23 protein-coding genes are annotated in these 24,826 nt (G+C 48.0%); 10 read left to right on the forward strand and 13 right to left on the reverse strand.

The window, feature by feature from the left end; genetic code table 11:
• Nucleotides 1-60 precede the first annotated feature (60 nt).
• Nucleotides 61-1,902: an asparagine synthase (glutamine-hydrolyzing) gene (asnB, locus tag H2R00_RS09170; protein WP_182070891.1), complete on the reverse strand. Its 1,842-nt coding sequence runs from the start codon at nucleotides 1,900-1,902 to the stop codon at nucleotides 61-63.
• 164 nt (nucleotides 1,903-2,066) lie between these two features.
• Here asnB and H2R00_RS09175 point away from each other — a divergent pair, with 164 nt between their 5' ends.
• Nucleotides 2,067-2,633, forward strand: a complete 567-nt coding sequence (locus H2R00_RS09175) for a DUF2777 domain-containing protein (RefSeq protein ID WP_043927357.1) — start codon at nucleotides 2,067-2,069, stop codon at nucleotides 2,631-2,633.
• A 38-nt stretch (nucleotides 2,634-2,671) separates the two neighbouring features.
• On the opposite strand, the gene H2R00_RS09180 is transcribed toward H2R00_RS09175, so the two are convergent.
• The 5 genes from H2R00_RS09180 to H2R00_RS09200 form a co-directional block, all read right to left on the reverse strand.
• Nucleotides 2,672-3,028 (reverse strand): YisL family protein, encoded by a 357-nt coding sequence (locus H2R00_RS09180; protein WP_043927356.1) that lies wholly within the window; start codon nucleotides 3,026-3,028, stop codon nucleotides 2,672-2,674.
• Between the two features lie 133 nt (nucleotides 3,029-3,161).
• On the reverse strand, nucleotides 3,162-4,214 hold the full coding sequence (gene rsgA, locus H2R00_RS09185; RefSeq protein WP_182070892.1) for a ribosome small subunit-dependent GTPase A: 1,053 nt from the start codon (nucleotides 4,212-4,214) through the stop codon (nucleotides 3,162-3,164).
• A gap of 459 nt (nucleotides 4,215-4,673) precedes the next feature.
• Nucleotides 4,674-4,883 (reverse strand): hypothetical protein, encoded by a 210-nt coding sequence (locus H2R00_RS09190; RefSeq protein WP_182070893.1) that lies wholly within the window; start codon nucleotides 4,881-4,883, stop codon nucleotides 4,674-4,676.
• Nucleotides 4,884-5,031: 148 nt separating this feature from the next.
• Complete coding sequence (locus H2R00_RS09195; protein WP_154994091.1) at nucleotides 5,032-5,937, reverse strand: fumarylacetoacetate hydrolase family protein; 906 nt, start codon at nucleotides 5,935-5,937, stop codon at nucleotides 5,032-5,034.
• Between the two features lie 152 nt (nucleotides 5,938-6,089).
• Complete coding sequence (locus tag H2R00_RS09200) at nucleotides 6,090-6,632, reverse strand: CotG/ExsB N-terminal domain-containing protein (RefSeq protein ID WP_154994089.1); 543 nt, start codon at nucleotides 6,630-6,632, stop codon at nucleotides 6,090-6,092.
• A 165-nt stretch (nucleotides 6,633-6,797) separates the two neighbouring features.
• Between H2R00_RS09200 and H2R00_RS09205 the strand changes: the two genes are divergently transcribed.
• Both H2R00_RS09205 and H2R00_RS09210 read left to right on the forward strand, forming a co-directional pair.
• Nucleotides 6,798-7,883 carry a CotH kinase family protein gene (locus H2R00_RS09205; RefSeq protein WP_182070894.1) on the forward strand — a complete coding sequence of 362 codons (1,086 nt, stop codon included), beginning with the start codon at nucleotides 6,798-6,800 and terminating at the stop codon, nucleotides 7,881-7,883.
• 162 nt (nucleotides 7,884-8,045) lie between these two features.
• The gene (locus H2R00_RS09210; protein ID WP_154994131.1) at nucleotides 8,046-8,225 is read left to right on the forward strand and encodes an aspartyl-phosphate phosphatase Spo0E family protein; all 180 of its coding nucleotides are present in this window, start codon (nucleotides 8,046-8,048) and stop codon (nucleotides 8,223-8,225) included.
• Nucleotides 8,226-8,307: 82 nt separating this feature from the next.
• Here H2R00_RS09210 and H2R00_RS09215 read toward each other — a convergent pair whose 3' ends face one another.
• The gene (locus H2R00_RS09215) at nucleotides 8,308-8,601 is read right to left on the reverse strand and encodes a DUF3784 domain-containing protein (protein ID WP_154994086.1); all 294 of its coding nucleotides are present in this window, start codon (nucleotides 8,599-8,601) and stop codon (nucleotides 8,308-8,310) included.
• A gap of 181 nt (nucleotides 8,602-8,782) precedes the next feature.
• Between H2R00_RS09215 and H2R00_RS09220 the strand changes: the two genes are divergently transcribed.
• The 6 genes from H2R00_RS09220 to H2R00_RS09245 are packed head-to-tail and all read left to right on the forward strand — an operon-like array spanning nucleotide 8,783 to nucleotide 10,722.
• Nucleotides 8,783-9,004 (forward strand): spore germination protein, encoded by a 222-nt coding sequence (locus H2R00_RS09220; protein WP_075754903.1) that lies wholly within the window; start codon nucleotides 8,783-8,785, stop codon nucleotides 9,002-9,004.
• Between the two features lie 12 nt (nucleotides 9,005-9,016).
• Complete coding sequence (locus H2R00_RS09225) at nucleotides 9,017-9,262, forward strand: spore germination protein GerPB (RefSeq protein ID WP_043927345.1); 246 nt, start codon at nucleotides 9,017-9,019, stop codon at nucleotides 9,260-9,262.
• A gap of 21 nt (nucleotides 9,263-9,283) precedes the next feature.
• Entirely contained in the window at nucleotides 9,284-9,889 is a 606-nt protein-coding gene (gerPC, locus tag H2R00_RS09230) for a spore germination protein GerPC (protein WP_182070895.1), read from the forward strand.
• Complete coding sequence (locus tag H2R00_RS09235) at nucleotides 9,886-10,065, forward strand: spore germination protein GerPD (RefSeq protein ID WP_009328893.1); 180 nt, start codon at nucleotides 9,886-9,888, stop codon at nucleotides 10,063-10,065. Before gerPC ends, H2R00_RS09235 begins: the two co-directional genes overlap by 4 nt.
• Entirely contained in the window at nucleotides 10,062-10,448 is a 387-nt protein-coding gene (locus H2R00_RS09240) for a spore germination protein GerPE (RefSeq protein ID WP_154994084.1), read from the forward strand. Before H2R00_RS09235 ends, H2R00_RS09240 begins: the two co-directional genes overlap by 4 nt.
• A gap of 55 nt (nucleotides 10,449-10,503) precedes the next feature.
• Nucleotides 10,504-10,722, forward strand: coding sequence for a spore germination protein (locus H2R00_RS09245; RefSeq protein WP_016885923.1), 219 nt, complete (start codon nucleotides 10,504-10,506; stop codon nucleotides 10,720-10,722).
• Between the two features lie 44 nt (nucleotides 10,723-10,766).
• Here the strand turns inward: H2R00_RS09245 and sbcC are convergent, their stop codons facing one another.
• The 6 genes from sbcC to modA all read right to left on the reverse strand — a co-directional run bounded on the left by sbcC (nucleotide 10,767) and on the right by modA (nucleotide 24,111).
• The gene (gene sbcC / locus H2R00_RS09250; protein WP_182070896.1) at nucleotides 10,767-14,159 is read right to left on the reverse strand and encodes an exonuclease subunit SbcC; all 3,393 of its coding nucleotides are present in this window, start codon (nucleotides 14,157-14,159) and stop codon (nucleotides 10,767-10,769) included.
• The gene (sbcD, locus tag H2R00_RS09255; RefSeq protein ID WP_182070897.1) at nucleotides 14,156-15,337 is read right to left on the reverse strand and encodes an exonuclease subunit SbcD; all 1,182 of its coding nucleotides are present in this window, start codon (nucleotides 15,335-15,337) and stop codon (nucleotides 14,156-14,158) included. The genes sbcC and sbcD overlap by 4 nt, the downstream gene beginning before the upstream one ends.
• A gap of 65 nt (nucleotides 15,338-15,402) precedes the next feature.
• Complete coding sequence (gene addA, locus H2R00_RS09260; protein ID WP_154994078.1) at nucleotides 15,403-19,095, reverse strand: helicase-exonuclease AddAB subunit AddA; 3,693 nt, start codon at nucleotides 19,093-19,095, stop codon at nucleotides 15,403-15,405.
• Entirely contained in the window at nucleotides 19,082-22,582 is a 3,501-nt protein-coding gene (gene addB, locus H2R00_RS09265; protein ID WP_182070898.1) for a helicase-exonuclease AddAB subunit AddB, read from the reverse strand. The genes addA and addB overlap by 14 nt, the downstream gene beginning before the upstream one ends.
• Before the next feature lie 108 nt (nucleotides 22,583-22,690).
• Entirely contained in the window at nucleotides 22,691-23,347 is a 657-nt protein-coding gene (gene modB, locus H2R00_RS09270) for a molybdate ABC transporter permease subunit (RefSeq protein WP_154994075.1), read from the reverse strand.
• An 8-nt stretch (nucleotides 23,348-23,355) separates the two neighbouring features.
• Nucleotides 23,356-24,111 carry a molybdate ABC transporter substrate-binding protein gene (gene modA / locus H2R00_RS09275; protein WP_234113169.1) on the reverse strand — a complete coding sequence of 252 codons (756 nt, stop codon included), beginning with the start codon at nucleotides 24,109-24,111 and terminating at the stop codon, nucleotides 23,356-23,358.
• Nucleotides 24,112-24,351: 240 nt separating this feature from the next.
• Here modA and H2R00_RS09280 point away from each other — a divergent pair, with 240 nt between their 5' ends.
• Nucleotides 24,352-24,792, forward strand: coding sequence for a ferritin-like domain-containing protein (locus H2R00_RS09280; protein ID WP_182070899.1), 441 nt, complete (start codon nucleotides 24,352-24,354; stop codon nucleotides 24,790-24,792).
• The last annotated feature ends 34 nt before the right edge of the window (nucleotides 24,793-24,826 follow it).

Genomic DNA, 24,826 nt, shown 5'->3' on the forward strand with positions numbered 1-24,826 from the left:
AAACGCCGCCGTTTCTTTTGCCAAAACGCATAACACCCGGCATATGCCGGGTGTTTTATGTTATTCCTCGATATCAATTCGATAGGTCTCAAACCAAGTATGGATTTGGGCAAGGTGCGCGATCAGCTGCGGCCCCTTCATCAATTGTCCGTACCAGGGAACTTGAAATGATGCGCCCTCCGTCTCAATCAACCGCTCCAATTTTTTCTTGTCTAAGAAAACATAAAGCGCCGAGTCTTTTTGCTCCAGCAGCGACTCCAGCCAGCGAATGACAGCTTTCGTATAAGCCGGGTGGTGCGTTTTCGGATATGGGCTTTTTTTGCGGTACAGCACTTCATCAGGTAAAATGCCTTCCAGCGCCTTGCGGAAGATGCCTTTTTCACGGCTGCCATGCATTTTGACATCCCACGGAATATTCCAGACATACTCGACAAGCCTGTGATCCGCAAACGGAACCCGGACTTCGAGGCTCGCCCCCATGCTCATTCTGTCTTTTCGGTCCAAGAGCGTTGTCATAAACCAGAGCATATTTAAGTAAAACAGCTCTCTCCTTCGTTTCTCCGTACCCGTTTCTCCTTCCAGCAGCGGTGTTTCTTTAACCGTTTCCTCGTATTTCGCCTTCACATATTCGCTGAGATTCAGCTTTTTCTGCCAGCCGTCCTGCAGAAGTCCGATCCGTTCTTCCATTGATCTCATCCATGGGAAACCTTTCACATCTTCTGCCGAATGGAACCAAGGGTAGCCGCCGAAAATTTCGTCCGCGCATTCCCCGGAAAGGCTTACGACAAAATCTTTTTTTATCTCGCGGCAAAACCACAGCAGGGAAGAATCGACATCAGCCATCCCTGGCAAATCCCGGACCAGTACGGCTTCTTCCAAATAAGCGGCCAGCTCCTCCTGGGAAATCACGCAGTTGTGGTGAACCGTTCCGAATGCATCGGACATTTTTTTAATCCACGGGCCGTCGGCGTTTGGCTGAAATGAGCTCGACGTAAAATATCGCTCATTGTCTTCATAATCGATCGAAAACGTATGAAGGGGCGCCTTTCCTTCTTTCTCAAAATGCTTGGCGGCCGTTGCGGTAATGGCGCTCGAATCGACCCCTCCTGATAAAAACGTACATACCGGCACATCAGACACAAGCTGCCTTGTGACGGCGTCCTGAAACAACGACCGCACATTTTCCACCGTTTCGTCAAAGCTGTCCGTATGCTTCTCGCTTTTCACATTCCAGTAGCGCCAAACCGTTAAACCGTCTTTTGAGAAAATCATCGCATGCCCCGGGCGGATCTCCTTTATTCCTTTAAAAACACCGCTCCCCGGCGATCTCGACGGCCCGAGGCCGAAAATTTCGGCCAGCCCTGAACGGTCGACCTTTGCTTTCACTTCAGGGTGAGCGAGAATGGCTTTGATTTCAGATCCGAACAAAAAAGATGAGTCCTGTTCGGTGTAAAAGAACGGTTTAACGCCGAGCCGGTCGCGTGCCGCAAAAAGAAGATCGCGCTTTTCATCCCATACCGTAAATGCAAAAATTCCGTTCAGCCTGTTGATGCATTCCTCTTTCCATTCCATGTATGAATGAAGCAAAACCTCTGTATCTGAGTGGCTCCTGAATTGATGCCCCCGCTGCCTAAGCTCCTTCCGCAAATCTTCCGTATTATAGAGCTCGCCGTTATAGCAAATCGTATAATCGTATCCTTGATGTGTGCGGGTCATCGGCTGTCTGCCGCCTTCCAGATCCACAACTGCCAAACGTTTATGTCCGAATAAAACATGACGCTTTCCCCAAATATTCGTATCATCCGGTCCTCTTTTCGAAAGCGTATCAGTCATTTTTTCCATGATTGACTGCTCTCGGACAAGCGGCTTCTTAAAATCGACCCACCCCGTTATTCCACACATTGTCGATCAGCTCCAATTCTAATGTTCTTCCTCTGCTTTAGGCTTCACTTCCTTTGTCACTTTACCTATTTTATGCACCTTAAAATAATAGTTGAATTGTCCAACAGAGTCTTGTATGAGACAAGCTCGTTTTGGAAAAAACGAAATAAGAAAGGAGACCGCCCATGGACACCGAACGCCAAAAACGACTTTATGCCGAAAAGCGCAAATGGATTTACGGCAAAATTTTGATGGAAGACGGGATCTGCCTGATTGAAAATGAAGAAGGAGATTTATTTCTGGTTGAAAGCCTGAACAGCCCAGGAGTTTTCATCAGCATAGACGGAGAATGGCAAAAAGCCGAACTGTTTGATCAATTCGCCGTAACGGAAAAGCCGGAGACCGTGAAGCTGACAGGCGGAGAATCGATCCGTTATCTGAAAACGGTAAAACAGGCATTTCTCGAATTTTTGAACGATCTGGAAGACGGACAGTTCTATTCTTTTTTGGATCAGCTGAACAGCCTCGGCTTCTCCGTCTTTGACTGCGTCTTCGCCTATAACGGCCTGAGTTTTTGGCCCGGGAAAAAGGATGTGAAGGGCGTTTCGTTTTATCAGTTTTCTCATGATATGAAACAATGCGCCTTGCAGCATCATTACGAACGAAAAGAGGAATGGAAGGACAGATTCGAATGGACCGCTTCAGACGGGGAACGAATCGTGATGATTTCAACCTTCAAGCCGCCGACATAAAAAGACACCAGTCCTGATTAAGAACCGATGTCTTTTAATTAAAACACTTTAAAGCCCAGAGGAAGCCGGAGTCCAAGCACAACCGTCAAAAGCAGAACGACAATAAAGCCGATCCAGATCCCAGTGGCCGCTTTTCCGTTTTTCCTGCGAATTAAAAGCATTTCCATGAATCCGATGGTGATGAGACCGAGCAAGGCCTTTGCTATGTATTCTCCGTTCCATGCCGTAAACATTAAAAAGAGCTGCGCCCCGGTAATGATCACGATAATATAGAATAAGCGGAGAATCATATGTGTAATTTTTGCGCCTTTGCTGTTTCCAGATGAGTAAAGTCCGTAAGCAACGAACACTAAAATGAGCGCGATCACCCAAGACGTGATATGCATATGCGTCATATTCGTTTTTCCCCCTATCAAATCAGGTATCGTTCTTATCTTATCATGAACCGGTCCATTAAACAAAACAATGTGAACGCTGTCATTTCCGCAGTAAAAAGACGCTGAAGCCATTTATCAGCGCCTTTTTCATTTATTTGTTTTTGTTCTTTTTCATGCTTTTCGATATCTGTTTCCACCGCTTTTTTTCCTGCTGCATCGCCCGTTTATCCGTTTTTCTTTCGAGGTATTCGAGCTCTTTTTTTAATTTCAGGTAGCTTTGGAACCGGCCCGCATCCAGTCTGCCGTCAGCCAGCGCCTCCTGCACGGAGCAGCCGGGCTCTGTTTGATGCCGGCAGTCTGAAAATCGGCATGTTTCCGCAAGCTGGTCAATATCGCTGAAACTCTGCCTGAATCCTTCTTCCGATTCCCAAAGCTCCAAGGCCCGCATCCCCGGCGTATCGATTAAAAGCCCGCCTTCAGGCAGCATAAACATCTCCCTGTGTGTCGTCGTATGCCGCCCTTTGTCATCATCTTCACGGACGGACTGCACGGCTTGCCTGTCTTCCTTTAGAAAAAAATTGATGATCGTTGATTTGCCGACGCCTGACGACCCTAAAAGAGCGACAGTTTCCCCTTGTTTCACATACGCTTTCAGCTCATCCATCCCACTACCTTCACGGGCGCTGATGACGTGAATCGGCACCCCGAATGCCACGGATTCCGCCTGGCGCACCTTTTCTTCCATCCGGTCAGCGATGTCGGCTTTGCTCAAGACGATGACGGGATTGGCTCCGCTTTCCCATGCCAGCAGCAAATAGCGTTCGATTCTTCTCACATTAAAATCCTGACCGAGCGCATTGACAAGAAAGATCGTATTGACATTAGCTGCGGTGATCTGTTCCTCCGCCGGCTCACCCGCCGCTTTGCGCGAAAATTTGCTGAATCGGGGAACGACCTCCGTGATCATCCCCTTCTTTTCGCCGCCACGGGGGCGCATATACACCCAATCGCCGACAGCAGGGTAGTCTCCACGGCTTTCCGCTTCAAACCGCAACCTGCCGGAGACTTCGGCCAGCCACTCTCCTTCTTCCGTCCATACCCGGTACACCCTTTTATGCTCAAGGGCGATCCTTCCTAAAACCAGACCTTCCTCGTCCTTTAAAGCTTCCATGATATATTTGATGCCTAATGCTGATAAATTCAATGCGGTTTCCTCCTAAAGATCTGATGATTGATTAAACAAAAAAAAGAGCCGCAAATACACGGCTCTTTCAACACATAAACACTCCATGAGCCGCTTCGACAGCCCATGGAAATATCACCAGATCCATTTGAAGAATACCAGTCGAAATATTACATGGGCTGTGCAATGATCGTTTGTTGGGCAAAAAAGACAATATCCATTCTCATCACACATCCCTCATTTCTTAAAAGTTTGACAGCTTCATTATATGCTAAAGCCAATCATTTGACAATCCTTTATTTAACTGGATTGGAAAGCATTTTTGCCGAAGCTCTGCCTGAATCCTTCCTCCGATGTCCAAAGCGAGAACCTTTTTTCAGGCAGTTATAAACATTTCACCGTGTGTCTCAAGCATGGCGTCCTTTATCATCATTTTCACAGATTGCCTGTCTTCCTTCAGAGAAAAGTTTGATGATTGTTTTAATCAGTGATTTTATTGAATATAAAATCACTGGTAAAAAATACGATTAAACCAACCATTAAAATCAAAAATGAAATATTAAATCCAGAATCTATAAAAAATGAATATGCGGAACTCACCGATAAAGCAATCATATAAAAAACAAATCCTACTCTTGTCGCTTTTTCGGTACTTTTCTTTTCTTCTTCCGTCATTTTTCTAAAAAACAATTTCTTTCCTCCCAAACATATAACCTTTTCACAACCATTATTTATAAAATCTGCGAGCAGCCCTAACACCGTCGAAAGCGGACTGTGCACTTGCCGTTTATTCGGAAAAATAGCCCCTGCCAATCTCGCATATTTTCATAAAAGTTACTTATTTAACTGGATTGGAAAGCGTTCCAATCGGTTCGATCGTAATGTCGACTTGATCGCCTTTTCGGAGGAACTTCGGCGGATGAAAGCCTTTGCCGACTCCTGACGGCGTACCGGTGGCGATAATATCCCCCGCTTCAAGCGTCATTCCTTTGGACAGCGTTTCGATCATTTCCGCAATCGGAAAAATCATGTCCTTTGTGCTGCCCGACTGCCGCAGTTCGCCGTTCACTCTCGTTTCCACCCTCAAGTCGCCTGCGTCTTCAACCATTGATTTATGTACAAGAAACGGTCCCATCGGGCAAGTCGCATCAAGGCTTTTGCCGATAAAAAACTGCTTGTGCCTTTTTTGCAGATCGCGCGCCGTCACATCGTTAATGATCGTATAGCCGAACACATAGTCGAGCGCTTCAGCTTTCGGGATGTTCTTTCCCGTTTTGCCGATGACAACCGCGAGCTCGCCTTCATAATCGAGCGCCTCTGTCACGCCTTCGTGGGCATCAATCCCTTCCATGTGGCCGATGACCGAAGTCGGCGCTTTTGTAAACACCATGATATGTTCGGGAATATCTGCTTCACTTCCCATTTCAATCGCATGATCCCGATAATTTTTTCCGATGCAGATTACATTTTTCCGCGGTTCAGGAATCGGTGCAAGCAAATCGACGTCTGACAGCGGATAAATATACGAACCGCTCTCTTCGCTGTTTTTCTTCTTTGACCATTCCACTAGCTGTTCGACATGGCGGACAAACTTCTCTCCCTCGCTTACGCATTCGATAAGCGTTTCAGGTATCGTTTCAAGCTCAAACAGCTTTTTTTCCGCCTTTTGCAAATCCATTATCTTCTCATCCATGACAAGCCCTACAAATGTACGGCTGTGTAGCTTTGCTGTCGCAAACTTCATAAATATTCCCCCGCAGTCTGATTTAAAACTATTCTACATATTCTCTAAAAAAATGAAAATTCCTTTCCTCTTTCTGCAAACCGCTTCTAAAGTCCCGGGCGTTCCTTCCCGGAAAAGTAAACGGCGGCTCACTATGCAGCAAGCCGCTTTTCTTATTTTTTCCGGTAGATGACTTCGGTCAGATTTCCGTCAGACCATTTTGTAATGGTTTCATAGCCGCCTCTTTTATGATGGTGAGTCTTCTTGCAGCGATGATGATCGGGGTGTTTGCGGCCGCATTTGTCCCGTTTTTTGCAGTCGTGAGGCTTTTTGCTTTTATCCGGTTTCTTACAGTCGTCTGGTTTCTTGCTTTTGTCAGGCTTTTTGCAGTCATCTGGTTTCTTGCTTTTGTCAGGCTTTTTGCAGTCGTCTGGTTTCTTGCTTTTGTCAGGCTTTTTGCAGTCATCTGGTTTTTTACTTTTGTCGGGCTTTTTGCTTTTATCCGGTTTTTCACGGTCGTCAGGCTTTTTGCTTTTATGATGTTTTTTGCTTCTGTCCGGCTTTATCCCCCACCAAAGATCCCAAATGTTATGCGGATGCCGCTCTTTTCCCGAGCCGGCGGATTCTTCGGGTTCACGGTCTAAATAATGGTCTCTGCCTTCACTCTTCAGCTGATCTACTGCCTTTTTAATGTCATGATCATGGACACCACTCATCTTGTAACCTCCTGTTCTTCCTTTTTTATGTCCTGATTTATCATACGCACCGTAAAGACAGGTGTACTGAGGCAAATGACTGTTTTTGGTCAAACTTAGGCGGTCTGCTTCCGGGACAGGCTTTTTTCACATATGATATGTCAGCTGAAAAAGGAGGAAATGATGATGAGTGCCACTGCCTTGCCGGCCTTCTGGCTGCACATTCATCCGAAGCATCTGCTTGAGTTGAAAAAAGACGTCTGGAGTGATGAAGCCGTTCCCGGCATGCTCTTGACCGGTTCAGCAAAGATGCCTGTCGCAGTGTCATACAGAGGGGCCCACACCCGCAAACTTACAAAAAAATCCTATTTCATTCAATATCCGGACAAAAAAGAAAAGGCTGCCGAGGCTGCGTTTCATTTGAACGCGGAATATCACGACCCGTCTTTCATCAGAAACAGGCTTTCCTTTCATTTTTTTGAACAAATCGGCGTCCTTGCGCCAGCAGCATCGCACGTTTTCCTTTATCTCAACGAAAAAAAAGAAGGCATCTATTTAAAAATTGAATCTGTTGACGATCATTTCTTAAAGAGGAGAAATTTAGAAAGGGGGGCCATTTATTATGCCGTTGATGACGATGCTAATTTTTCTCTGCTGAGTTCCTTCAATAAAAAGGCTAAGCAAAATCTCATGCAGGGATACGAAAGAAAAACGGGGTCAAACCGCCACGATGATTACCTCCAAGAATTTATCTACTTTATCAATACCGCCAAAGACGACATATTTGAAAAGGAAATCAAACGCTATCTCGATGTCAAACAATATTTGCTGTGGCTCATCGGCGCCGTCTGTACCCAAAATTTCGACGGCTTCGTCCATAACTACGCGCTTTATTTAAACGATCGCACAAAAACGTTTCAAATCATTCCATGGGATTATGACGCGACATGGGGACGGAATATTCACGGGGAAGAAATGGAACACAACCGGATTCCGGCGAAAGGCTATAATACACTGTCTGCGAGGCTGCTCGAAATCCCGGCTTTTCAGTCCCAATACTTTAATTTAATGAAAAACGTCTTGCACCGCCAATTTACAATCAGCCGGCTTTCGCGGTTTGCGGTAAACTGGCATGAGACAATCGCGCCTTTTCTTGAACATGATCCTTATTCAACCGTCACATACAGCCGGCTCGAAGATGAGCAAAAACAAATTTTTCATTTTATCGAACAGAGGAAGCGGTTCCTGCTTTTCGAGCTTTCCCGATTATAAACGGGCGCTGTCCTCCGAAAAAAATGTCACATTTTTTGTCATATTGGCGAAAAAAATCCCTTTAACACAAAATAAGGTATACTAGCAATATCAAGGGACATCAATGCTGAATACCTGAAATCACCGACTCAAAATACAAATCGAAAGTTGGAGACTGCCATGATGAACAATAAAATTGAAGCAAAAAGACTGGCCTTATTTGAAGCTGCCGAAAAGTTCGGCATCAACTCAAAAGAGGCCATTCAATGCAGTCAGGAATTGGACAACTTGCTGAATCAAAGAATGCAAAAGGATGATAGCTGCGTACATGTGGAAGAAAGAAAGGGCCGCCACACGTCATGACCTCCGACTGCAAGCTGCGCCTGATGCCCTGCCTTCCCTCTCCTCCGTTTCATCATCCGTTGATTTCAGGACGCAGCTTTGGCTATTCGGCCATTGTTTTTTGAACATAAATCATCGTGCAAACACCATAGGCAAGAATGACTGAAGGCGTAAAGGACTCTTGATACGGGATATAAACAAACCCGTTCAAGAATAACAAAAATCCGCTGTTCAAAAAGAAATACCCTGCGATTTTGGCCAGCTTATCCTGATCCCTTACCCTTTCCCGGCGAAATCCCCGCAATATCCAGGTTTGCTTTTTTATTCCGACTGCATAGGCGGCCGCAAAGAACAGCAGGGCTGCAGCGATTGACATCGCATTCAATTGAAAATACATACGTCTCCTCTCCTTATCGCACCGTTTTCCTTATTCATACGTTTTCCCATCTGATGAGTTTCACCCGCACGTGAACAGCACTCACGGAAAAACCTCTTTTTTATCACAAAAGCGCCTAATTAACATAGGATATGGTGTATAGCCCATAAAAAACGTTTGATTACTTAAAGGGTGTGCCATCATGCCAGCTATTGTCGGAGCTTTTAAAGTAAATGCCGTCGGTACGAGCGGCGTTGTTCATGTCGGAGACTGCATCACGATTTCTCCTTATGCAGAAGTTAAAACATTCGCAGGCGCCGGCAGCTTCAATACCGGAGACGGACTCAGCGTATACAACCAGAACAGCATCACCAACACATATGACAACGATATGATCGATCAGCCGGTCGCGGGCAACCTGTAAGGGGGTGGGGACATGAATTTTTATATCAACCAATCGATTCAAATCAACTATTTAAGAGTCGAAGGCATCAGCAACTCTTCCGTCTTGCAGATCGGGAGCGCGGGCTCCATTAAAACACTTGCCAACCTTTATAATACAGGCAGCTACACGGAAGCCGCCCCGCCTGTCGCCGGCGGCGAAGTTTTTGACGACGCTTTTGAAGACGGGACTCAACCAACTCTCGTTCCTCTTCATGCTCCTTCTGTTACAGTACCATAGGATACACGGGGGTGTAATCTCATGAAACAAAGCAATCCACAAAACTGGTATGGGTATTTGCAGCAGCAGGCTGCGCAAATCCAGCGCCTCGAAAGGCAGATTGCCGCATTGCAGTCGGAATTGAACCAACTGAAAGAAAATCCCGGTACCCGGATTGACCGGATCGAATACAAATTTGATCAATTAAAAATTGAACGCTTGGACGGAACGCTCAACATCGGGCTCAATCCGACAGATCCGGATCAAGTGGAGAACTTTGAAATCAGCCAGCAGCCGCCGGGCATCGGAATGCTTCAGCAGGAGGTCGACGGCCAGCTGATACAGCAAACGAGACAGCTCGTCGATGCCTACTTAAATGAAGAAACCCCTCATTTGCTGGAACAGCTAGAAGACCGGTATGACAGTAAATTGGACGATACAAACCGCCACCACATTATCGAAGACATCAGAAAGCAAATCGACAGCCGCATCCGCTATTACGTCAAACATGTGAAGCCTGACGGAAACATCCAGCCCCGCGAGCATGCAGAACGGCTGGCCGATTACGTGAAACGTGATATTGCACGGGCAATCGAGCACTTTCTCAAATCGATACCTGACGAAATGAAAGGAAATGAAAACGAATGAATTTTACCGTTGTGAACCGCTGTTTTGATGTAGGCAATATTGTGATCACTGGAGTGTCCACTTCTTCTGTTTTCCTGGTTGGTGATACGGATTGCATTTCTCTGTCATCGATTTTTGATACACCGCCTGAATCTCTCATTGTCGGGCCGTTTGTCCCGCTGGCGCCGGAATCATGATTCTCAGAACGTCCAAAGTGAAATTTTTAAAAGTACACTCTGTCGGAATAAGCAGCACGCTGCAAATCGGGGATACGGAAGAGCAGTTCCTCAAAACAAAAGTACTCGCTGTTCAAAGATACCTTTCTCTTTTTTACGGTAATGAAGGGTCATTTAAACAGGATGATTTTCAGCTTTTCAGGCAGCCGATCCCGTACCCTCTTCCCGAAACCGGCGTCTGCTCGGCTTTTTTCCATGAGATCCCCTTCATCCGAGTAAGGGCGATTAAAATTAACGGTGTATCATCCTCCTCCGTTGCTCAGATTGGATCAACACACCGAATCAATGCCGATTCAAGAGTCAAACATATCAGAAAGCTTCCTCCTGCAAGGAACTCACAATAACAGCCCGCCCGACATATACTGGTTCAGAGACTTCTACAAAGGATGTCGATCAATCATGCCAGCCATTGTCGGACCCATTAAAATCAATGAAATCTCAGGAGGAGTAGTGAATTTCGGCGATTCTTTTTATCTATCTCCAAAAAGCTCTTCAAAGTCTGCACTCGGTTCTGGTGCTGGTAATACTGGAGATTTTCTTATCGTCAACAATGGTATAAACGCGACAAATTATATAGACCCGGATGTAAGCGACCAGAATGTTGTCGGAAATGCATAAAGCAGCCTCTTCCATTAGAAGAAGGCTGCTTTTTGGTTATAAGATTAAATCATTTCAAGCGATACGGCTGTACCTTTGCCGCTTGGTTCAGCCGGATGGACGATCAGCTTTTTCGGCAGCCTTGCCCGAAGTTCCTGAACGTGGCTGATCACACCGACCGACAGATTGTCAGACTGAAGCTTCTCCAATGCAGTAACGACCGTGTCCAGCAAATCCTGATCAAGCGTGCCAAACCCTTCGTCCAAAAAGAAGAATTGGAGCGGATACTCTCCGCGAAGCTGGATCTGTGCCGAAAGTGCAAGCGCCAGTGCAAGCGAAGTCAGAAAGGTCTCCCCGCCTGACAGACTCGTAACAGGGCGCTTGACTCCGCCGTTGGCATCGTCCCTCATCACAAAGCCGCCTTCTGAGTCGACTTCAATCGCATAGCGCTGCCTTGTCAGTTCTCCGAGCCTTGCAGATGCGTCTCTTGTGACGCTTTCAAGCTGCTCTTCTGCCAAGTATTCAACAAAGCTGTTTCCTTTAAAGACGGCTTGGAGTTTATCAAGGCGGTCGATGTATGTCTGCCATTCAGCTAACGATGCTTCAAGCTCCTTAAACCTTTTATGGTTCTCGCGGATGACGGCGAGAGCTTTGCCGGCCGCTCCCCTTTCTTCCAGAGCTTTGCTGAATGCCTCTTCCGCCTTTTCTTTGGTTACGGCGGCTTTTTCCCAATTCTCCTCAGAAACCGATCTCCCGTCAAGCTTTTCCGTAATCCGCTTCATATTAGATTCGCACTGCTTTGTCTGATCCCAATACATTTGAATGTCTTCTTTCAGCCGGGACAGCTCATCGCGGTCTAAAATGCTCGCTTTCACTTCAGTGGCCTTTTCAAACGGTGTATCTCCGGCTTTTTCCTGCCAGATGTCCGCCGCTTTCGCAAGCCTTGCTTTCGCTTCGCGCAAAGCGAGCTCACACCCTTTTGTCTGTCCTCTTAAACGGCTGACCTCAGCTTCGGTCTCCTTGAGCCGTCCGTAAAGCGTCTGTTCCTGCTCGTGCAGCTTGGCCAATTGCGTTTTCACGTCTTGAAGCTTTTTGTCGATCGCGGCAGTATCAGGATAGCCCATCAGCTCTTTTTGATAATCGTTTATGTCTTTTTTGAGGCTTTCGACCGCATAGTGAAGGTCAAGCTTTTCTTTATCAAGTGCAAACAAGCGCTCGGTGAGCTTCTCTTTTTGCTGTTCATGTTTTGTGAGAAATTCGACGCTCGTTTCGATACGCTTTTCGAATTCCTCTGCGGCCAGATCTTTTTCTTCAATGGTTTTTTGCCATTTTTCAGCCTGTTCATAAGAGAGGCCGTCGAATTGTTCGCCGAAGCTTTTTCGGCGTTCATTTAACTGGTCATTCAGTTCGCGGACACGGTTTTGAAGCCTGTTCTGCTCTTTTTCTTCATGGCTGATGCGCTCGCTGATTTGGTCGCGTTTTTTGCAAAACTCTTTATATGTGTGAAGGAGCTTGGCTATCCGGCTTTTTGTCTCGGCGAGATCCTGTCTGATTCCTTTCCATTCAAAGCTGATGCGGCTGTACCGTTCGGGAATGGTGCCTTCTTCTAACGATGCAGCGGTTTCAGGCAGTTCGTGTTTGCTTTTGACTAAAAACGGGCATTCGCTCACCAGGTGGTCGGACTGCTGTTCGAGCGCCACTTTGGCCGAGAGAAACTCCTGAGCCAGCGCGCCGGCTTCGGCGATGATGGCTTCCGTTTTTTCCAGTTCGGATTCCGCCTCTTTAAAGGACAGGCTTTCCGAGCTGGCGCGCGCCGGCATTTCATGATGTACAGATCCGCAGACCGGGCAAGGCTCCCCATCTTTGAGCTGCTTCGCAAGTTCGATTGCCAGCTGATCACGGTTTGCCTGTTCCCGTTTCGCCACAATCTCTTCTTTCTTTTGAGACGCGAGACGGACGGTCTCAGAGAGCGATCTGTCTGTTTCGCAAACGAGCGCATACGCTCGTTCGACAGCGGCAAACAATGCCTGGATGCGTTCGGTTTCATCCTTCACCTTTTTTTCCACCGCTTGTTGTTCTTGCTGAAGCTCTTTGATCAGCGTCTCCTGCTGGTCAAGCCGTTCTTTTTCTATAGCGGCATCGCTGTTAAGCTGCTGAATGTGAAAAGCAAGCTGATTGGCATTCCGGCAGTTTTTGCGCTCTTCGCTAGATACCTGGACAGATTTCAGCTCAGCTTTCAGCTGATTTTGCTTGGCTGTCCCGCGTTCAAGCAGGCTTTTCACCTTAGCCAATTCGTCTGCCGCATGCTTGATTTCCTCTTCTTTCAAGCGCTGTTCCTGCTGCTTTTGCTCAGCTTCTGCCTGTGCGGCAAGCCGCTTGTTTTCAATTTCCTTTAAAGCGGTGAGCTGTTCTTCTTGCTTGAGAAGCTCCGGTTCTTTTTCATTTTTATGAAGCCTGAAATTCTCGTATTCGCGCTCTGTTTTTTTATGAAGCTCTTCGTATTGTTCTAATTGTTCCTGCGCTTGTTTTTCTTCCCGAAGTGCGCGTTCGGTATCTTCCCGCGCTGCCAGAAAGGCGTCTGCATAAGGCTTGAGCGTATTTGCCGTTTCGGCGAGGTGCAGACGGCTTTCTTTTTCCCGGATCTGTTCCTTTTTCTTTAAAAGCTCCGCCTCTTTTTGTAGATAGCTTTCTTTTTCCTGCTGCAGATTCCAAATCTCCTGGTACTCCGCAAAGCGCTGCACTTCTGCGTCTCGTTCGCGCTTCTTGCTTTGCAAAAGGTTTTCGGCTTCTTCGAGATGCTGTTCGGCCTGCTTCAGCGCTTCTTCTCCCGCATCGCCCAATCCAGCCTGTTCGGCAAGCATCTCATTTTTTCTGGCCTGCGCTGTTTGCGCCTGTTTCTTCAGTTTTTTGACAAGCCTGTCCCCGTATTGTTCGAGATTGAACAGGCGCTGAAGCATTTGCCTTCGCTCCGCTCCTTTTAAGGAAAGAAATTCGGCGAATTTTCCTTGCGGCAGGACGACTGCCCTTGTAAAATCGTCGATCGTCAAGCCCAGCAGCTCTTCGATTTTCCGGTTCACTTCATTCGCTTTATCGGCCAGAACGATTTGTTCCTCTTTCATTTCAATGAAGCGGCAGATCGACGTTTTGACCTTGACGGCATCTGTCCGCTTAAAGACCCGTTCCACTTTATAAGCCGTCTCATGGCCTGTCTGCAGTTTAAACGTAAACGATACGGCAAGCTCATCTTCGGCATGGTTCAAAATGCCGTGCGTATTATTGGCGGCCCGCTCCACTTTCCCGTACAAAGCGAGAGTCATCGCATCAAGAATCGACGACTTGCCGCTTCCGGTCGGCCCGAAGATGCCGAATACACCGGCATCGCACAGGCGATCAAAATCGATGACCTGCTCCTGCCTGAAACTGTGCAGACCCTTAATAGACAGGGAAATCGGCTTCATGTTTCCTCCCCCTCTTCCTGTTCCGATCCTGAGGCGAGCTCCAGAAACAGCTTGACGGTTTCTTCATCGGGAACCGCTCCGCCGGTTTGTCTTTCATAAAACGCTTTAAACCGTTCTTCAATCGAAACGTTTCTGGACCGGGTCTTCTCTTCAGCCGACGCGGCTTCCTCAAAAACCGGACGAATATGGATGATGCCTTGATGCGCTTTTCTCAAACGGTGAATCTCTTCAATCGACAGCTGGTCTGTCAGATGGATTTCCAGGTCGATCCACGCGTTTTTATCCCGCTCTTCCTCCAGCCAGCTGTACACTTGGGAAATTCCTTTTTCCGCCTTCCATTTGACAAGTGGTTTTCCGCTCGTCAAATAGACCTCTTCCCATGATGCTGTTTGACCGGGTGCGGCTTCGACAATGGTGACCGATTTTGCGTATCCCGCTTCGGAAAAACTGTAGGCAAGCGGGGAGCCTGAATATCTGGCAAGCGTGCGGGCTCTTTTGATCGTCTGCGGGCGATGAAGATGTCCCAGCGCCACATATGCGGCGTTTTCCGGCAGGCTTTCCGCAGCCACCGTATATGCGCCTCCGACTTCGATCGGCCGCTCGGAATCCGTCTGGCTGCCGCCCGCCACATAGATATGGCTTGCCGCAATCTGCACCGCATCCTTTCTCGCCTTGCCGCACATACGCTGAAAGGTTTGCTTGATTTTCTCATCATACTGGTCGCGCAGCAGCTTTTCATCAAATGTCTCAGACAGCACTTCATTCAGTCTGGACTCGGAAGGGTAGGCGAGCGCCGCGACTGACAGGATCTCCCCCGCAGAGGCGACTTCTATGTCAACTGGCTCAGTCCTCGGGTACCCGATCAAGTGGATGCCATGATCTGTCGTTAACGGAGAGGCCGCGGAAAGCCGGTCCGGATTATCATGGTTGCCGGCAATCACGACCACCGGACGGTTTCCTTTGTCAGATAAAGCGGAGAGGCTTTCATAAAAAAGCTGTTCAGCCAGTGCAGGCGGATTCACTGTGTCAAAAGCGTCTCCCGCCATGATAACAGCGTCGATCTTTTCATCTTTTACGATCCTTGTGAGCTCTTCAAGAAAGTCCTCCTGTTCCTTCAGGCGGCTTCTCCCTTCAAGCGTTTTTCCCAAATGCCAGTCCGCTGTATGTAAAATTCGCATGTGTGCCTCACCTCTCTTTTCATTAAAGCTCCCCCCGAAATCGTCAGGGGGAAGCCGGCTTCATATTAAAATAAGAGCACGTGTCCTCCGTCAAAAAAGTACAGCGCACGCCCTTTGAGCGGCATTTTAATCATCGTTTCAACCGCTCGTGCATAAAGCTGAATCTGTGTTTCGTAACGTTTTCTTAAAATCGGTTCCGCTCCTTCAAAACCGTTCCGGTATTTTCCGTGTATCCGGTCGGTTTTGTAATCAAGAAGGTAAAAACCGTCCTCCGTCTCGAATAAACAGTCGATAATTCCCTGTATCAATACAGGTTCATCGGCTGACTCGAGATCCGGATAAACCTCTTTGGCGGACAGCGTCATGTTAAACGGAACTTCCCGTTCGACGCGGCGGGCGCCGAGAAGCTTTTGTCCGATTTCCGTATCAAAGAATGCGAGAATATCGTCTTCGCCAATAGCTGCCCGCTGATCTTCTGTTAACAGTTCTTTCTCAACAAGTCTGTCAAGGAGACTGCTGAGCTCATTCATTTCAGGCGTACGGGTCAGCGGAATATGCTGCATGACGGTGTGCATCGCCGTTCCCCGTTCGGCCGCAGTCAGGCCTTTTGCCATCATAAAGGACGGCCGTTTAAACAGGAAAGCCTCCTGGGATGGGCGGATCAGCGAACGGTCGCCGTATTCATCCTCATATTCCTTCTGTCTTTTCATTTCTGAGACAGACTGTTTTGTTCGGACTTTGGCGGCGTCATTGTATGGATATGACCATGTCAGCCGTTCTCTGACTTGTTGCTCATACTCAAACGAACCGTCGATCGGAAGCCCCATTTGAATTTGGGCGAGCCGGCCGTGTCTTTCTTCACCGGCCCGATCAACATCCTCAGCTTGAAGATCCGCGGCGGACAGCCAGCTGACCTGAAAGCGCGCAGGATGTTTACGGATCTCATCAATCACCGGCGGCGCTCCGGATTCATCCATATCTCTGTGTCTCATCAAAGCAGGTCCGATGAAATCCAGGTATGATTTCGCCTGAAACCGTTCATAATCCGGGAGCAGCCACTCAGACCCGGCCGCTTGTGACCGCCAGTCGGCAAGCAGCTTTTCTTTATCCTTCGCCGTCCCGACCAGGTACAGCTTTTCCTTAGCCCGGGTAAGGGCGACATACAAGACGCGCAGCTCCTCTGATAAAAGCTCGCGGCGGAGCTTTTTCTTCATCGCGATCAGCGGCAGCGTCGGATAGCTGATCCGCCACTTCGGATGGATAAACTTCGTTCCGAAACCGAGCTCTTTATCCAGCAGATAAGATTTGTTCAAGTCCATCATATTAAAATTCCGTCCGAGACCGGCGGTAAATACGACAGGAAATTCAAGCCCTTTGCTTGAGTGGATCGTCATCAGCCGAACAACGTCTTCCTGTTCGCTCAGAGCTCTTGCCGTACCGAGGTCATCGCCCCGCTCCTGCATCCGCTCAATAAATCTTAAAAAGCGGAACAAGCCGCGGAATGATGTCGCTTCATAGGATCTCGCCCTGTCGTAAAGCGCGCGTAAATTGGCCTGCCGCTGTTTTCCGCCCGGCATTCCGCCGACATAATCCAAATACTTCGTATCCCGGTAGATTTCCCAGATCAGCTCTGCCACAGAGTGGTTTTTCGCAAACGCTCTCCACTTTTTGAGCAGGCCGTCAAAGCGGCGAAGCTTTTCGCTAAGCCTCTCGTCGCCGTCTGCTGCAGCAAGGTATGCTTTCACCGCTTCGTAAAACGGCGCTTTTTTATCCTTGATTCTGATCAAGGAAAGCTCATTTTCGTCAAGACCCACAACAGGCGATCTGAGAACGGATGCAAGCGGGATGTCCTGATAGGCATTATCGATGATTTTTAATAAAGACAGTGTGACCGATACTTCTGTCGCTTCAAAATAACCCGTTGAGAGGTTCGCGTATACGGGAATCCCCTGCTGTTTAAACTCGTCCATAATTTGAGGCGCCCAAGGCATCGACCGTAAAAGCACGACAATATCACGGTACTGGATGTTCCGCGACGCTTTCGCTTTGGCATCATATACTTGAAATTTTTCTGTAATCAGCCTGCGGATTTGCCCGGCCATCGCTCTTGCTTCAAGCTGGACCGCCTCAAGCTCTTCAGCCTCTTCATCCGGCACGCCGCTCTGGTTTTCGATGAGCAGAAGCTCCGTTTTTGTCGCTTCGTTCGGCGGATAAGACGCGCCGAGCTTCAATTCGGCTTGTTCGTCATATTCGACTTCCCCGACCTTTTCTCCCATGAGCTGCTTGAATAAAAAGTTCGTGCTGTCCAAAATATCTGAACGGCTTCTGAAGTTTTTATTTAAATCGATTTTTTGGCCGGAACCCGAGCCATCGTCTGTAAAGCGTTTATATTTCGAGAGGAACAAAAGCGGCTCAGCGAGGCGGAACCGGTAAATCGACTGCTTAACATCGCCCACCATAAACAAGTTCCCCTCATGCTCCTCTTTGGCGACGAGCTTTAAAATCGCTTCCTGGACCAGGTTCGTATCCTGATATTCATCGACAAGCACTTCGTGGAACTGATGGCGGTAAAACTTCGCCGCTTCGCTCGGCACGGCCTCGCCCGCTTGGTTTTTTCCGGATAAAATCGCAAGGCAGTCGTGTTCGAGGTCTGAGAAATCGACGATCGCTTTTTCCTTTTTCGCTTCCGCAAACCGCTTGCCGTACTCTAGTACGAGCTGGACGAGTGTCTGAATGACCGGCTTCATTTCCCTCAGACTCTCAAGGTGTTGCTCGGGAGTTCGCGTAAAATAATCGCTTTTCAGCTTTTCAAGCTGCTTTTTCGCACTGTTGCGAAGGTCTGCCGCCTCATCAACCAATCGAGGATCGTACTCATCTCCTTTGCATGGCTTCAATCTTTGAAACGAAACAGCAGGCACAAGCTCATGCAGGGCTGAAAAATCATTCTGCTGCTGAATCAGCCTGTCAATCTGCGCTAAATCATCGAGGAAATTTTCGGCGCGCGGAGCAGGCCCCCCGGGCTGTTTTGTCAAATCAAGCGCACGCGTCAGCTTTTGCCGCATACCTTCCAGAACGAGTGCGATGTCTTCTTTAATGTAAGAATAAAACGGCAGAGCCTCGACTTTTGTATCTGAAGCCGCGTCATACAGATCAACAAATGTGTGAAGCCAGCCCTCAGGATCGGGATGCGAGCGGGAAAACTCGTAGACCCGCTTGACAAGATGCTGCAAATCGAGGTCATGACGGTCTGTCGTATATCTGTCCACAAGTTCGAAAAAGGCCGGATCTTGCTTTTTGTATTCTTCTTCAAACAGTTCATCCAGCACCTCATCGCCTAGCAGCTCGCCTTCCGTCTGATCGGCGATCCGGAAAGCCGGATCAACATCGATCATATAATAGTATTTGCGGATGACTTGAAGACAGAATGAGTGCAATGTTGATATGCTCGCTTTATTTAATAAAGCAAGCTGTCTGCGCAAATGAAGCGATCCCGGATTTTCGGCAAGCTCTTTTTCGAGCGCTTCGCCGATCCTGTGCTTCATTTCAGCCGCAGATGCATTCGTAAAGGTGACGACGAGCAGCCTGTCGACATCTACTGGGTATTCCTGATCCGTTATTTTCCGAATGATCCGTTCAACCAGCACGGCCGTTTTTCCGGAACCGGCCGCTGCCGCGACTAAAATGTCCCGGCCGGATGAGACGATCGCCTTCCATTGGTCATCAGTCCAAGTGCTGCCCTTCGGTTTAGAAATCTCCATCTGCCTCATCCTCCTTTTTCAGCCGCTCCAATATCACGTTGTCTTTTTCAGGTTTTAATATCCGATATTCATTTTCCTCAAGCGATTCGTCAAACTGGCAGAATGACCGGTACGAACAATATGTGCACGGTGTCCGGTCTTTTAGCTTGTAAGGCTCGATCGACACTTTGCCGTCTGTGATCTCCTCGCCGGCCTTCTGAAATGTCCGGCGGATATGACGCCTCAATACATGAAAATCCTCTTCTGCAACAACGTCAGAATCTGAACGGAGCGAACCGTCTTTTTTCAAACCGGCGCTGATGATGTTCGACCTGCCTTGTTCCAGTGTGGTGTCCATCAGCTTGACCGCTTCCTGGTCTCCCAAGAGCAGCCCTTTCATCTTGAACTTTTTGAAAATCTCTTTTTCTATCTCATCAAGGCCGAGCGGCACCGAAGCCTGGATCATCGGATCGTGCACATGAAAATAGAGCACGCCTGCCGGGGATGCTTTCATGCCGAGCCAATCGGTTGAATGCGTGATCGACAAATCGAGATATGTCAGCATTTGCAGGGCGAGGCCGTAATAGACCTCGGCCAAATCGAGGCCTTTATCGCTTGATTTATAGTCGACAATCCTAAGCAGCAGCCCTTTTGAGCTCTCCGCTTTATCCACTCTGTCGATCCGGCCGACAAGCTCCATCGTGCAGCCGTTCTTCAGTGTAAAACGCATTGGAGGAAGCGGACCTTTCCCCCCGAATCCGAGCTCTATGCCGACGGGAGCAAATCCGCTGGCCTTTGCATGCTCACTTAAAATGCCCGATACCCTGGCAATGATTTTTTGCAGCTTCTGCTTCACATAATGATGACGGTTCGAGCTGAGCAGAATCTCCTTTTGCAGTTTAGGCGCGAGCCGTTCAACCGCATCGCTTGACAAAGTCTCGCATTGGGCTTTCGTTAAGTCGCGCCAATCCATTTTAAGCTCGTGAAGACGGTCTGAAATCAGCTTCAGCGCCGAGTGGAACAGCTGACCGATATCCGGAGCTTCAAGCTTGAAAAATTGGCGTTCCTTCAGCTTTAAACCGTGCGAAGCAAAATGAGAAAACGGACAGGCTTTGAACGTCTCCATCCGCGACACGCTTCCCTGAATGTGCTCCCCGTACAAATCGCGGCTCACATGCCGGTTCAAGTTTTCAACCTTGTTTCTGAAAAACAGGCTGGACAGGATGTTTTGAGAAAAGATGCGGTCAGGCTCATTCATTAAAAAATTGTATGTACTCCACCATACATCGCTGATCGCATACTGCCTCGTCCAGATGCCGAGCTGCCCTGCCAAATGGCTCAAGGCGGCGCCTTTATTCACGAGAAATTCAAGCTGGGCATCATCGTCCAGCTGCTCGGGTTCATGAATCAGCATCTTTTCTTCGCCATCCGGGAACAGTTCATTCAGACGCTTCACCACTGTTGAAGGAAGCAGCGTCTTCCCTTCCGAATCCGCGATCGGATAGGAGACATATAGCTTTTCAGACGGGCTTGAAAGCGTCATATAGATCAGAAAATTCTCGTCCAACAGCTGCTCTCGCCCTGTTGCCGCAAGCTGTGCGCCGTTTCGTTTCAGCCACTCCCGGTCATCGTCTGAAAGCACGCCGTCATCCGCAGGCCTCGCCGGAAGTATGCCGTCGTTTACACCGATGAGAAATGTGCATTTCGTGCCGTACATTCTTGAAAGGTCCATATTGCCGATAAACACTTGATCAAGTGCGGGCGGAATCAGCGCGAATTTCAAAGACTCCAATCCGGTTTCGATCATTTGCTGAAATAAAGCAAACGATATCCGCTCTGTGCCCATCATTTCAACAAACTCGTCCAACAGTTGAATAACGGCATCCCATACTTGCTCATGCTGGCGCGACTCGGCAATTCTTCCGCTTTCTTCGGCTAGCCGCCTTTCCTGTTCAAGCTTCATCGGAACATCGGCTTCTTCAAGATAAAGGTAAACGGCTTCGGCCATTTCCCTGACTGTTTCAGCTTTTTTCAAGCGCTTCTGCAGCCTGTGGATCGGCGGAACGATCCAGCCCTTTAGTTCATTGAGCATATTTTCCGTTTCAATCTCTTTGTCTGTCTTGGCAAAATCCTCATCCAGTGAAGCGTATCTTCTGTAAACAAACGGATCTTTGCTTGTCCATCTGTCTCCTTTAATGCCATACGCAATACAGTAGTTTTCAAGCTGGTCAATCTGTCCGCGCAGCCGTTCCTTCGGTTGTCCTTCCGGGAATAAAAGTTCCGTTTTAACACAGCGGAACACCGCTTCATACCGCCAGTTTCCTTTAATGATATCAAGCGTCGAACGGATCAGCTCAATAAGCGGATGATTTTGCATCGATTCCTTGCCGTCTATGAAAAAAGGAAGTTCGCAGTCTTTAAAAACTTCTTTTATCGTATCTTTATAATCTTCGACATTGCGGGCGATAACGGCGATATCCCTGAGCCGGAAACGGCCCTGGCGGATTAAAGAATGAATCTCGCGCGCAATTCCTTCAATCTCGGTTCTTCTGTTCGACGCCTGCATGATGCGGAGCGATTCCGTCCGTCCGGGATACGGTTTTGCAGGCCTTTCGTCAAAATAGCGTTCAAGATGCTGAAGCTCCGGATGATGTTGGTGCCGTTTCGTCTCTTCCAGCCGCACTTCAGACGGATCAAGGCCGAGTTCCTTCGCCTTCTGGTAAAGGTCATAGTACGCCTTCCCGGTCATCCTGAACAGATGGAGATCATTCGGGCTGTTGGCCGTAAACGGCTTATCAGCCGTCAGCGAAAACGTGATCTCTTCCGCATGTACCATCAGCTGTTCTAGTACGCTCATCTCCTGAGGCGTAAATTGATGAAATCCGTCCACATAAACGGCAGCGTTTCTAATCTCATCCGCATACGGAATCTGCTCGGCCAAAAGCGTCAAATAATCTTCAGATTGAACATATTGATTCTCCAGATTTTCCTCAAGCTTGCTGTACAAAATATATAAGTCGTGCAATTTATCGGAAAGAATCCGTTCATCTTCGTATTCCGACTTGCCCGTCCCTTCCATCATGTCCCGGATGCTTTCAGGTTGCAGACAGTGCCGTTTAAATTCGGTCAGCATCCGTTCCACCTGCTCCGTAAATCCGCTTTTATCGCTTGCATTTTGATAGACTTTAAACTCGCCCTTATGCTCTTCAATCAGTCTCCGCAGCAGCATCTGAATGCCCGTCCCCGTCAAAAACGGCCGGTTCATGCCTCCGGTATGTTGGAGCACTCGCCAGGCAAGCCTTGAAAAACTGTACACCTGGGCGCGGATGGTTCCGCCCAAATCGGGTGTTTTGCTAAGCTCGTATTCCATTAAAAACGTCATTTGATCCGGGACTAGAAAAATGATCGGTTTTCCAAGCGGTTCATTGCGAAGTTTTTCTCTGATTTCATTCAGGATAAAGGTCGTTTTTCCACTCCCGGATCTGCCTGATAAAAATACTGCTCCCACTAAGCCCGTCTCCTTTCTGTTTCTTACTCTTATTCTATCGAAACATCTGCAAAATAACCATTCTCCAAAACTGGGAAAAAACCGTATGAGCACTTGCACCCCATACGGCTATTTTTGCTTGAACTGCACAAAAAACAGCATCAAAAACGAGATGATCGCGATAGAGGCGACCCACATCCATGCCAGCGTCATATTCCCCGAATCGATCGCCAAGTATATCGCCGTCGGCACCGTCTGCGTCACCCCCGGGATAATGCCCGCAAACATCAGCGTTGCGCCAAACTCGCCAAGCGCCCTCGCAAAGCTGAGCACAACCCCCGTCATGATTCCATTTGATGCAAGGGGAACGGTGACAAAGAGGAACACCCTCCATTCGTTTGCTCCGTCAACCCTCGCGGCGTCCTCGATGTCGCGGTCGACAGCCAGAAATCCTGATTTTGCAGACTGATACATTAACGGGAACGCGACAACCGCCGCAGCGATCACGGCTGCCCACCAGGTAAAAATAACCGGTGCTTGAAATACATTTTCAATCAAACGTCCGATCACGCTCTGCCTTCCGAAGATCACAATCAAAAAGAATCCGACAACGGTCGGCGGCAGAACGAGCGGCAGCATCATCACCGTCTCGATAACGGACTTGCCTTTAAAGTTTCTGTTCGCCAGTAGCCTCGCCGCAGCAGTTCCAAACAAAACGGCGATGATGCCCGCTGCGGCTGATACTTGGATGGAAGTTTCAATTGGGGAAAAGAATTCCTCAAGCATAACGGAGGTCAGCCCTTCTTAAATCCGTACTTTTCCATTGCCTTAACGGCTTCGTCGCTTTGCAGGAATTGATAAAATTCCTCAGACTGTTCCCTGTGCTTTGTATTTTTTACAATTCCGAGCGGATAGACAATCGGTGTATGCAGATCGCTTTTCGCCGTCTCTACGGTCTCGACCTGATCTGATGAAAGGGCGTCCGTCCGGTAAACGATTCCGGCATCCGCGTTGCCTGTTTCGATATAAGAAAGGACCTGCCTTACATCTTTACAGTAGACGATTTTAGATTGCACATTAGACCATACGTCAAGGTTCGTCAACGTTTCTTTTGCGTATTTTCCGGCTGGCACTGATTCAGGTTTGCCGATCGCAAGCTTTTCGACTTTGTTATCCGCCAAATCTTTGAAGCTGTTGACATGCTGGTCTTTCCCTTTCGGAACGATCAGCACCAGACTGTTTTCGACCAGCTTGACAGAGTCTTTTTTGTCAATTAAACCTTGATCAACTACTCTATTAAATTTGTCTTCAGCAGCAGAAAAAAACAAATCAGCAGGAGCGCCCTGTTCGATTTGCTGCTGCAATGCACCCGATGAACCAAAATTAAACTTTATAGTGACATTCGGATGATCTTTCTCATATACGGAGGAAAGTTCTGTTAATACATCCTTGAGACTCGCAGCCGCAGAAACTGTAATTTGAACTTTTTCAGACTGCCCCTTGGCTGATCCCCCTTTTTCCGCTTGGCAGCCGAACAAAACAACCGACATCAATACAGCCAGAGCCGTCAATATTGTCTTTTTCAATCGTCTCACTCCATTTTGATATGTATGTCACTAATTCGGCACTAACAACCATTTTACGTCAAACTTCATTTTTTTAAAATAGATTGCGCTCACCCCACACCATTTTGACACATATTCGAGATGCGTCCTTCCCATAGGCACATGCCAGCAGCGACTTACATATAATGACAGGACGATAAAATATAAGATGTTGAGGTGAAAGACATGTGGTATGTTCAGCCGTATCATCCCGCCTATCCCGCCAGGCAAAACGACAGGCTGATCAAAGATCTTGAAAAAGCGGTAAACGGAGAGCACAGCGCGGTTGTCTGCTATCAAAAAATCGCACAAAAGGCCCCGGATTCTGAAACAAAACAGCAAATTTTAGAAATCAGACAAGATGAAATCCGCCACTTTAATGCGTTCCTAACATTTTATACGTCTCTTACCGGTCGCAAGCCTGACATTTCCATTACGGAGCCTTGTCCGGAACAGTATCGGAACGCGCTGGAGTCCGCATTTAAAGATGAGCAGGAAACGGTCGATTTTTACTTGGACATCGCAGAATATGTCAAAGACCGGACGATACGGGAGGCGTTCAAGCGGGCGGCAGCTGACGAACAAAACCATGCAGTCTGGTTTTTATACTTCTTGTCAAAGAGGTGATCCGGTTCGTCCCGCCTTGATCAATATACCCTTA

Source organism: Bacillus haynesii, assembly GCF_014042035.1.
GTDB classification, from domain to species: Bacteria; Bacillota; Bacilli; order Bacillales; family Bacillaceae; genus Bacillus; species Bacillus haynesii.

What these genes read in the sequence shown, in the direction of transcription:
- asnB (WP_182070891.1), bottom strand. Translation starts at nt 1,902, where the DNA reads ATGTGTGGAATAACGGGGTGGGTCGATTTTAAGAAGCCGCTTGTCCGA.
- H2R00_RS09175 (WP_043927357.1), top strand. Translation starts at nt 2,067, where the DNA reads ATGGACACCGAACGCCAAAAACGACTTTATGCCGAAAAGCGCAAATGG.
- H2R00_RS09180 (WP_043927356.1), bottom strand. Translation starts at nt 3,028, where the DNA reads ATGACGCATATGCATATCACGTCTTGGGTGATCGCGCTCATTTTAGTG.
- H2R00_RS09195 (WP_154994091.1), bottom strand. Translation starts at nt 5,937, where the DNA reads ATGAAGTTTGCGACAGCAAAGCTACACAGCCGTACATTTGTAGGGCTT.
- H2R00_RS09200 (WP_154994089.1), bottom strand. Translation starts at nt 6,632, where the DNA reads ATGAGTGGTGTCCATGATCATGACATTAAAAAGGCAGTAGATCAGCTG.
- H2R00_RS09205 (WP_182070894.1), top strand. Translation starts at nt 6,798, where the DNA reads ATGAGTGCCACTGCCTTGCCGGCCTTCTGGCTGCACATTCATCCGAAG.
- H2R00_RS09210 (WP_154994131.1), top strand. Translation starts at nt 8,046, where the DNA reads ATGAACAATAAAATTGAAGCAAAAAGACTGGCCTTATTTGAAGCTGCC.
- H2R00_RS09215 (WP_154994086.1), bottom strand. Translation starts at nt 8,601, where the DNA reads ATGTATTTTCAATTGAATGCGATGTCAATCGCTGCAGCCCTGCTGTTC.
- H2R00_RS09220 (WP_075754903.1), top strand. Translation starts at nt 8,783, where the DNA reads ATGCCAGCTATTGTCGGAGCTTTTAAAGTAAATGCCGTCGGTACGAGC.
- H2R00_RS09225 (WP_043927345.1), top strand. Translation starts at nt 9,017, where the DNA reads ATGAATTTTTATATCAACCAATCGATTCAAATCAACTATTTAAGAGTC.
- gerPC (WP_182070895.1), top strand. Translation starts at nt 9,284, where the DNA reads ATGAAACAAAGCAATCCACAAAACTGGTATGGGTATTTGCAGCAGCAG.
- H2R00_RS09235 (WP_009328893.1), top strand. Translation starts at nt 9,886, where the DNA reads ATGAATTTTACCGTTGTGAACCGCTGTTTTGATGTAGGCAATATTGTG.
- H2R00_RS09240 (WP_154994084.1), top strand. Translation starts at nt 10,062, where the DNA reads ATGATTCTCAGAACGTCCAAAGTGAAATTTTTAAAAGTACACTCTGTC.
- H2R00_RS09245 (WP_016885923.1), top strand. Translation starts at nt 10,504, where the DNA reads ATGCCAGCCATTGTCGGACCCATTAAAATCAATGAAATCTCAGGAGGA.
- sbcC (WP_182070896.1), bottom strand. Translation starts at nt 14,159, where the DNA reads ATGAAGCCGATTTCCCTGTCTATTAAGGGTCTGCACAGTTTCAGGCAG.
- sbcD (WP_182070897.1), bottom strand. Translation starts at nt 15,337, where the DNA reads ATGCGAATTTTACATACAGCGGACTGGCATTTGGGAAAAACGCTTGAA.
- addA (WP_154994078.1), bottom strand. Translation starts at nt 19,095, where the DNA reads ATGGAGATTTCTAAACCGAAGGGCAGCACTTGGACTGATGACCAATGG.
- modB (WP_154994075.1), bottom strand. Translation starts at nt 23,347, where the DNA reads ATGCTTGAGGAATTCTTTTCCCCAATTGAAACTTCCATCCAAGTATCA.
- modA (WP_234113169.1), bottom strand. Translation starts at nt 24,111, where the DNA reads ATGTCGGTTGTTTTGTTCGGCTGCCAAGCGGAAAAAGGGGGATCAGCC.
- H2R00_RS09280 (WP_182070899.1), top strand. Translation starts at nt 24,352, where the DNA reads ATGTGGTATGTTCAGCCGTATCATCCCGCCTATCCCGCCAGGCAAAAC.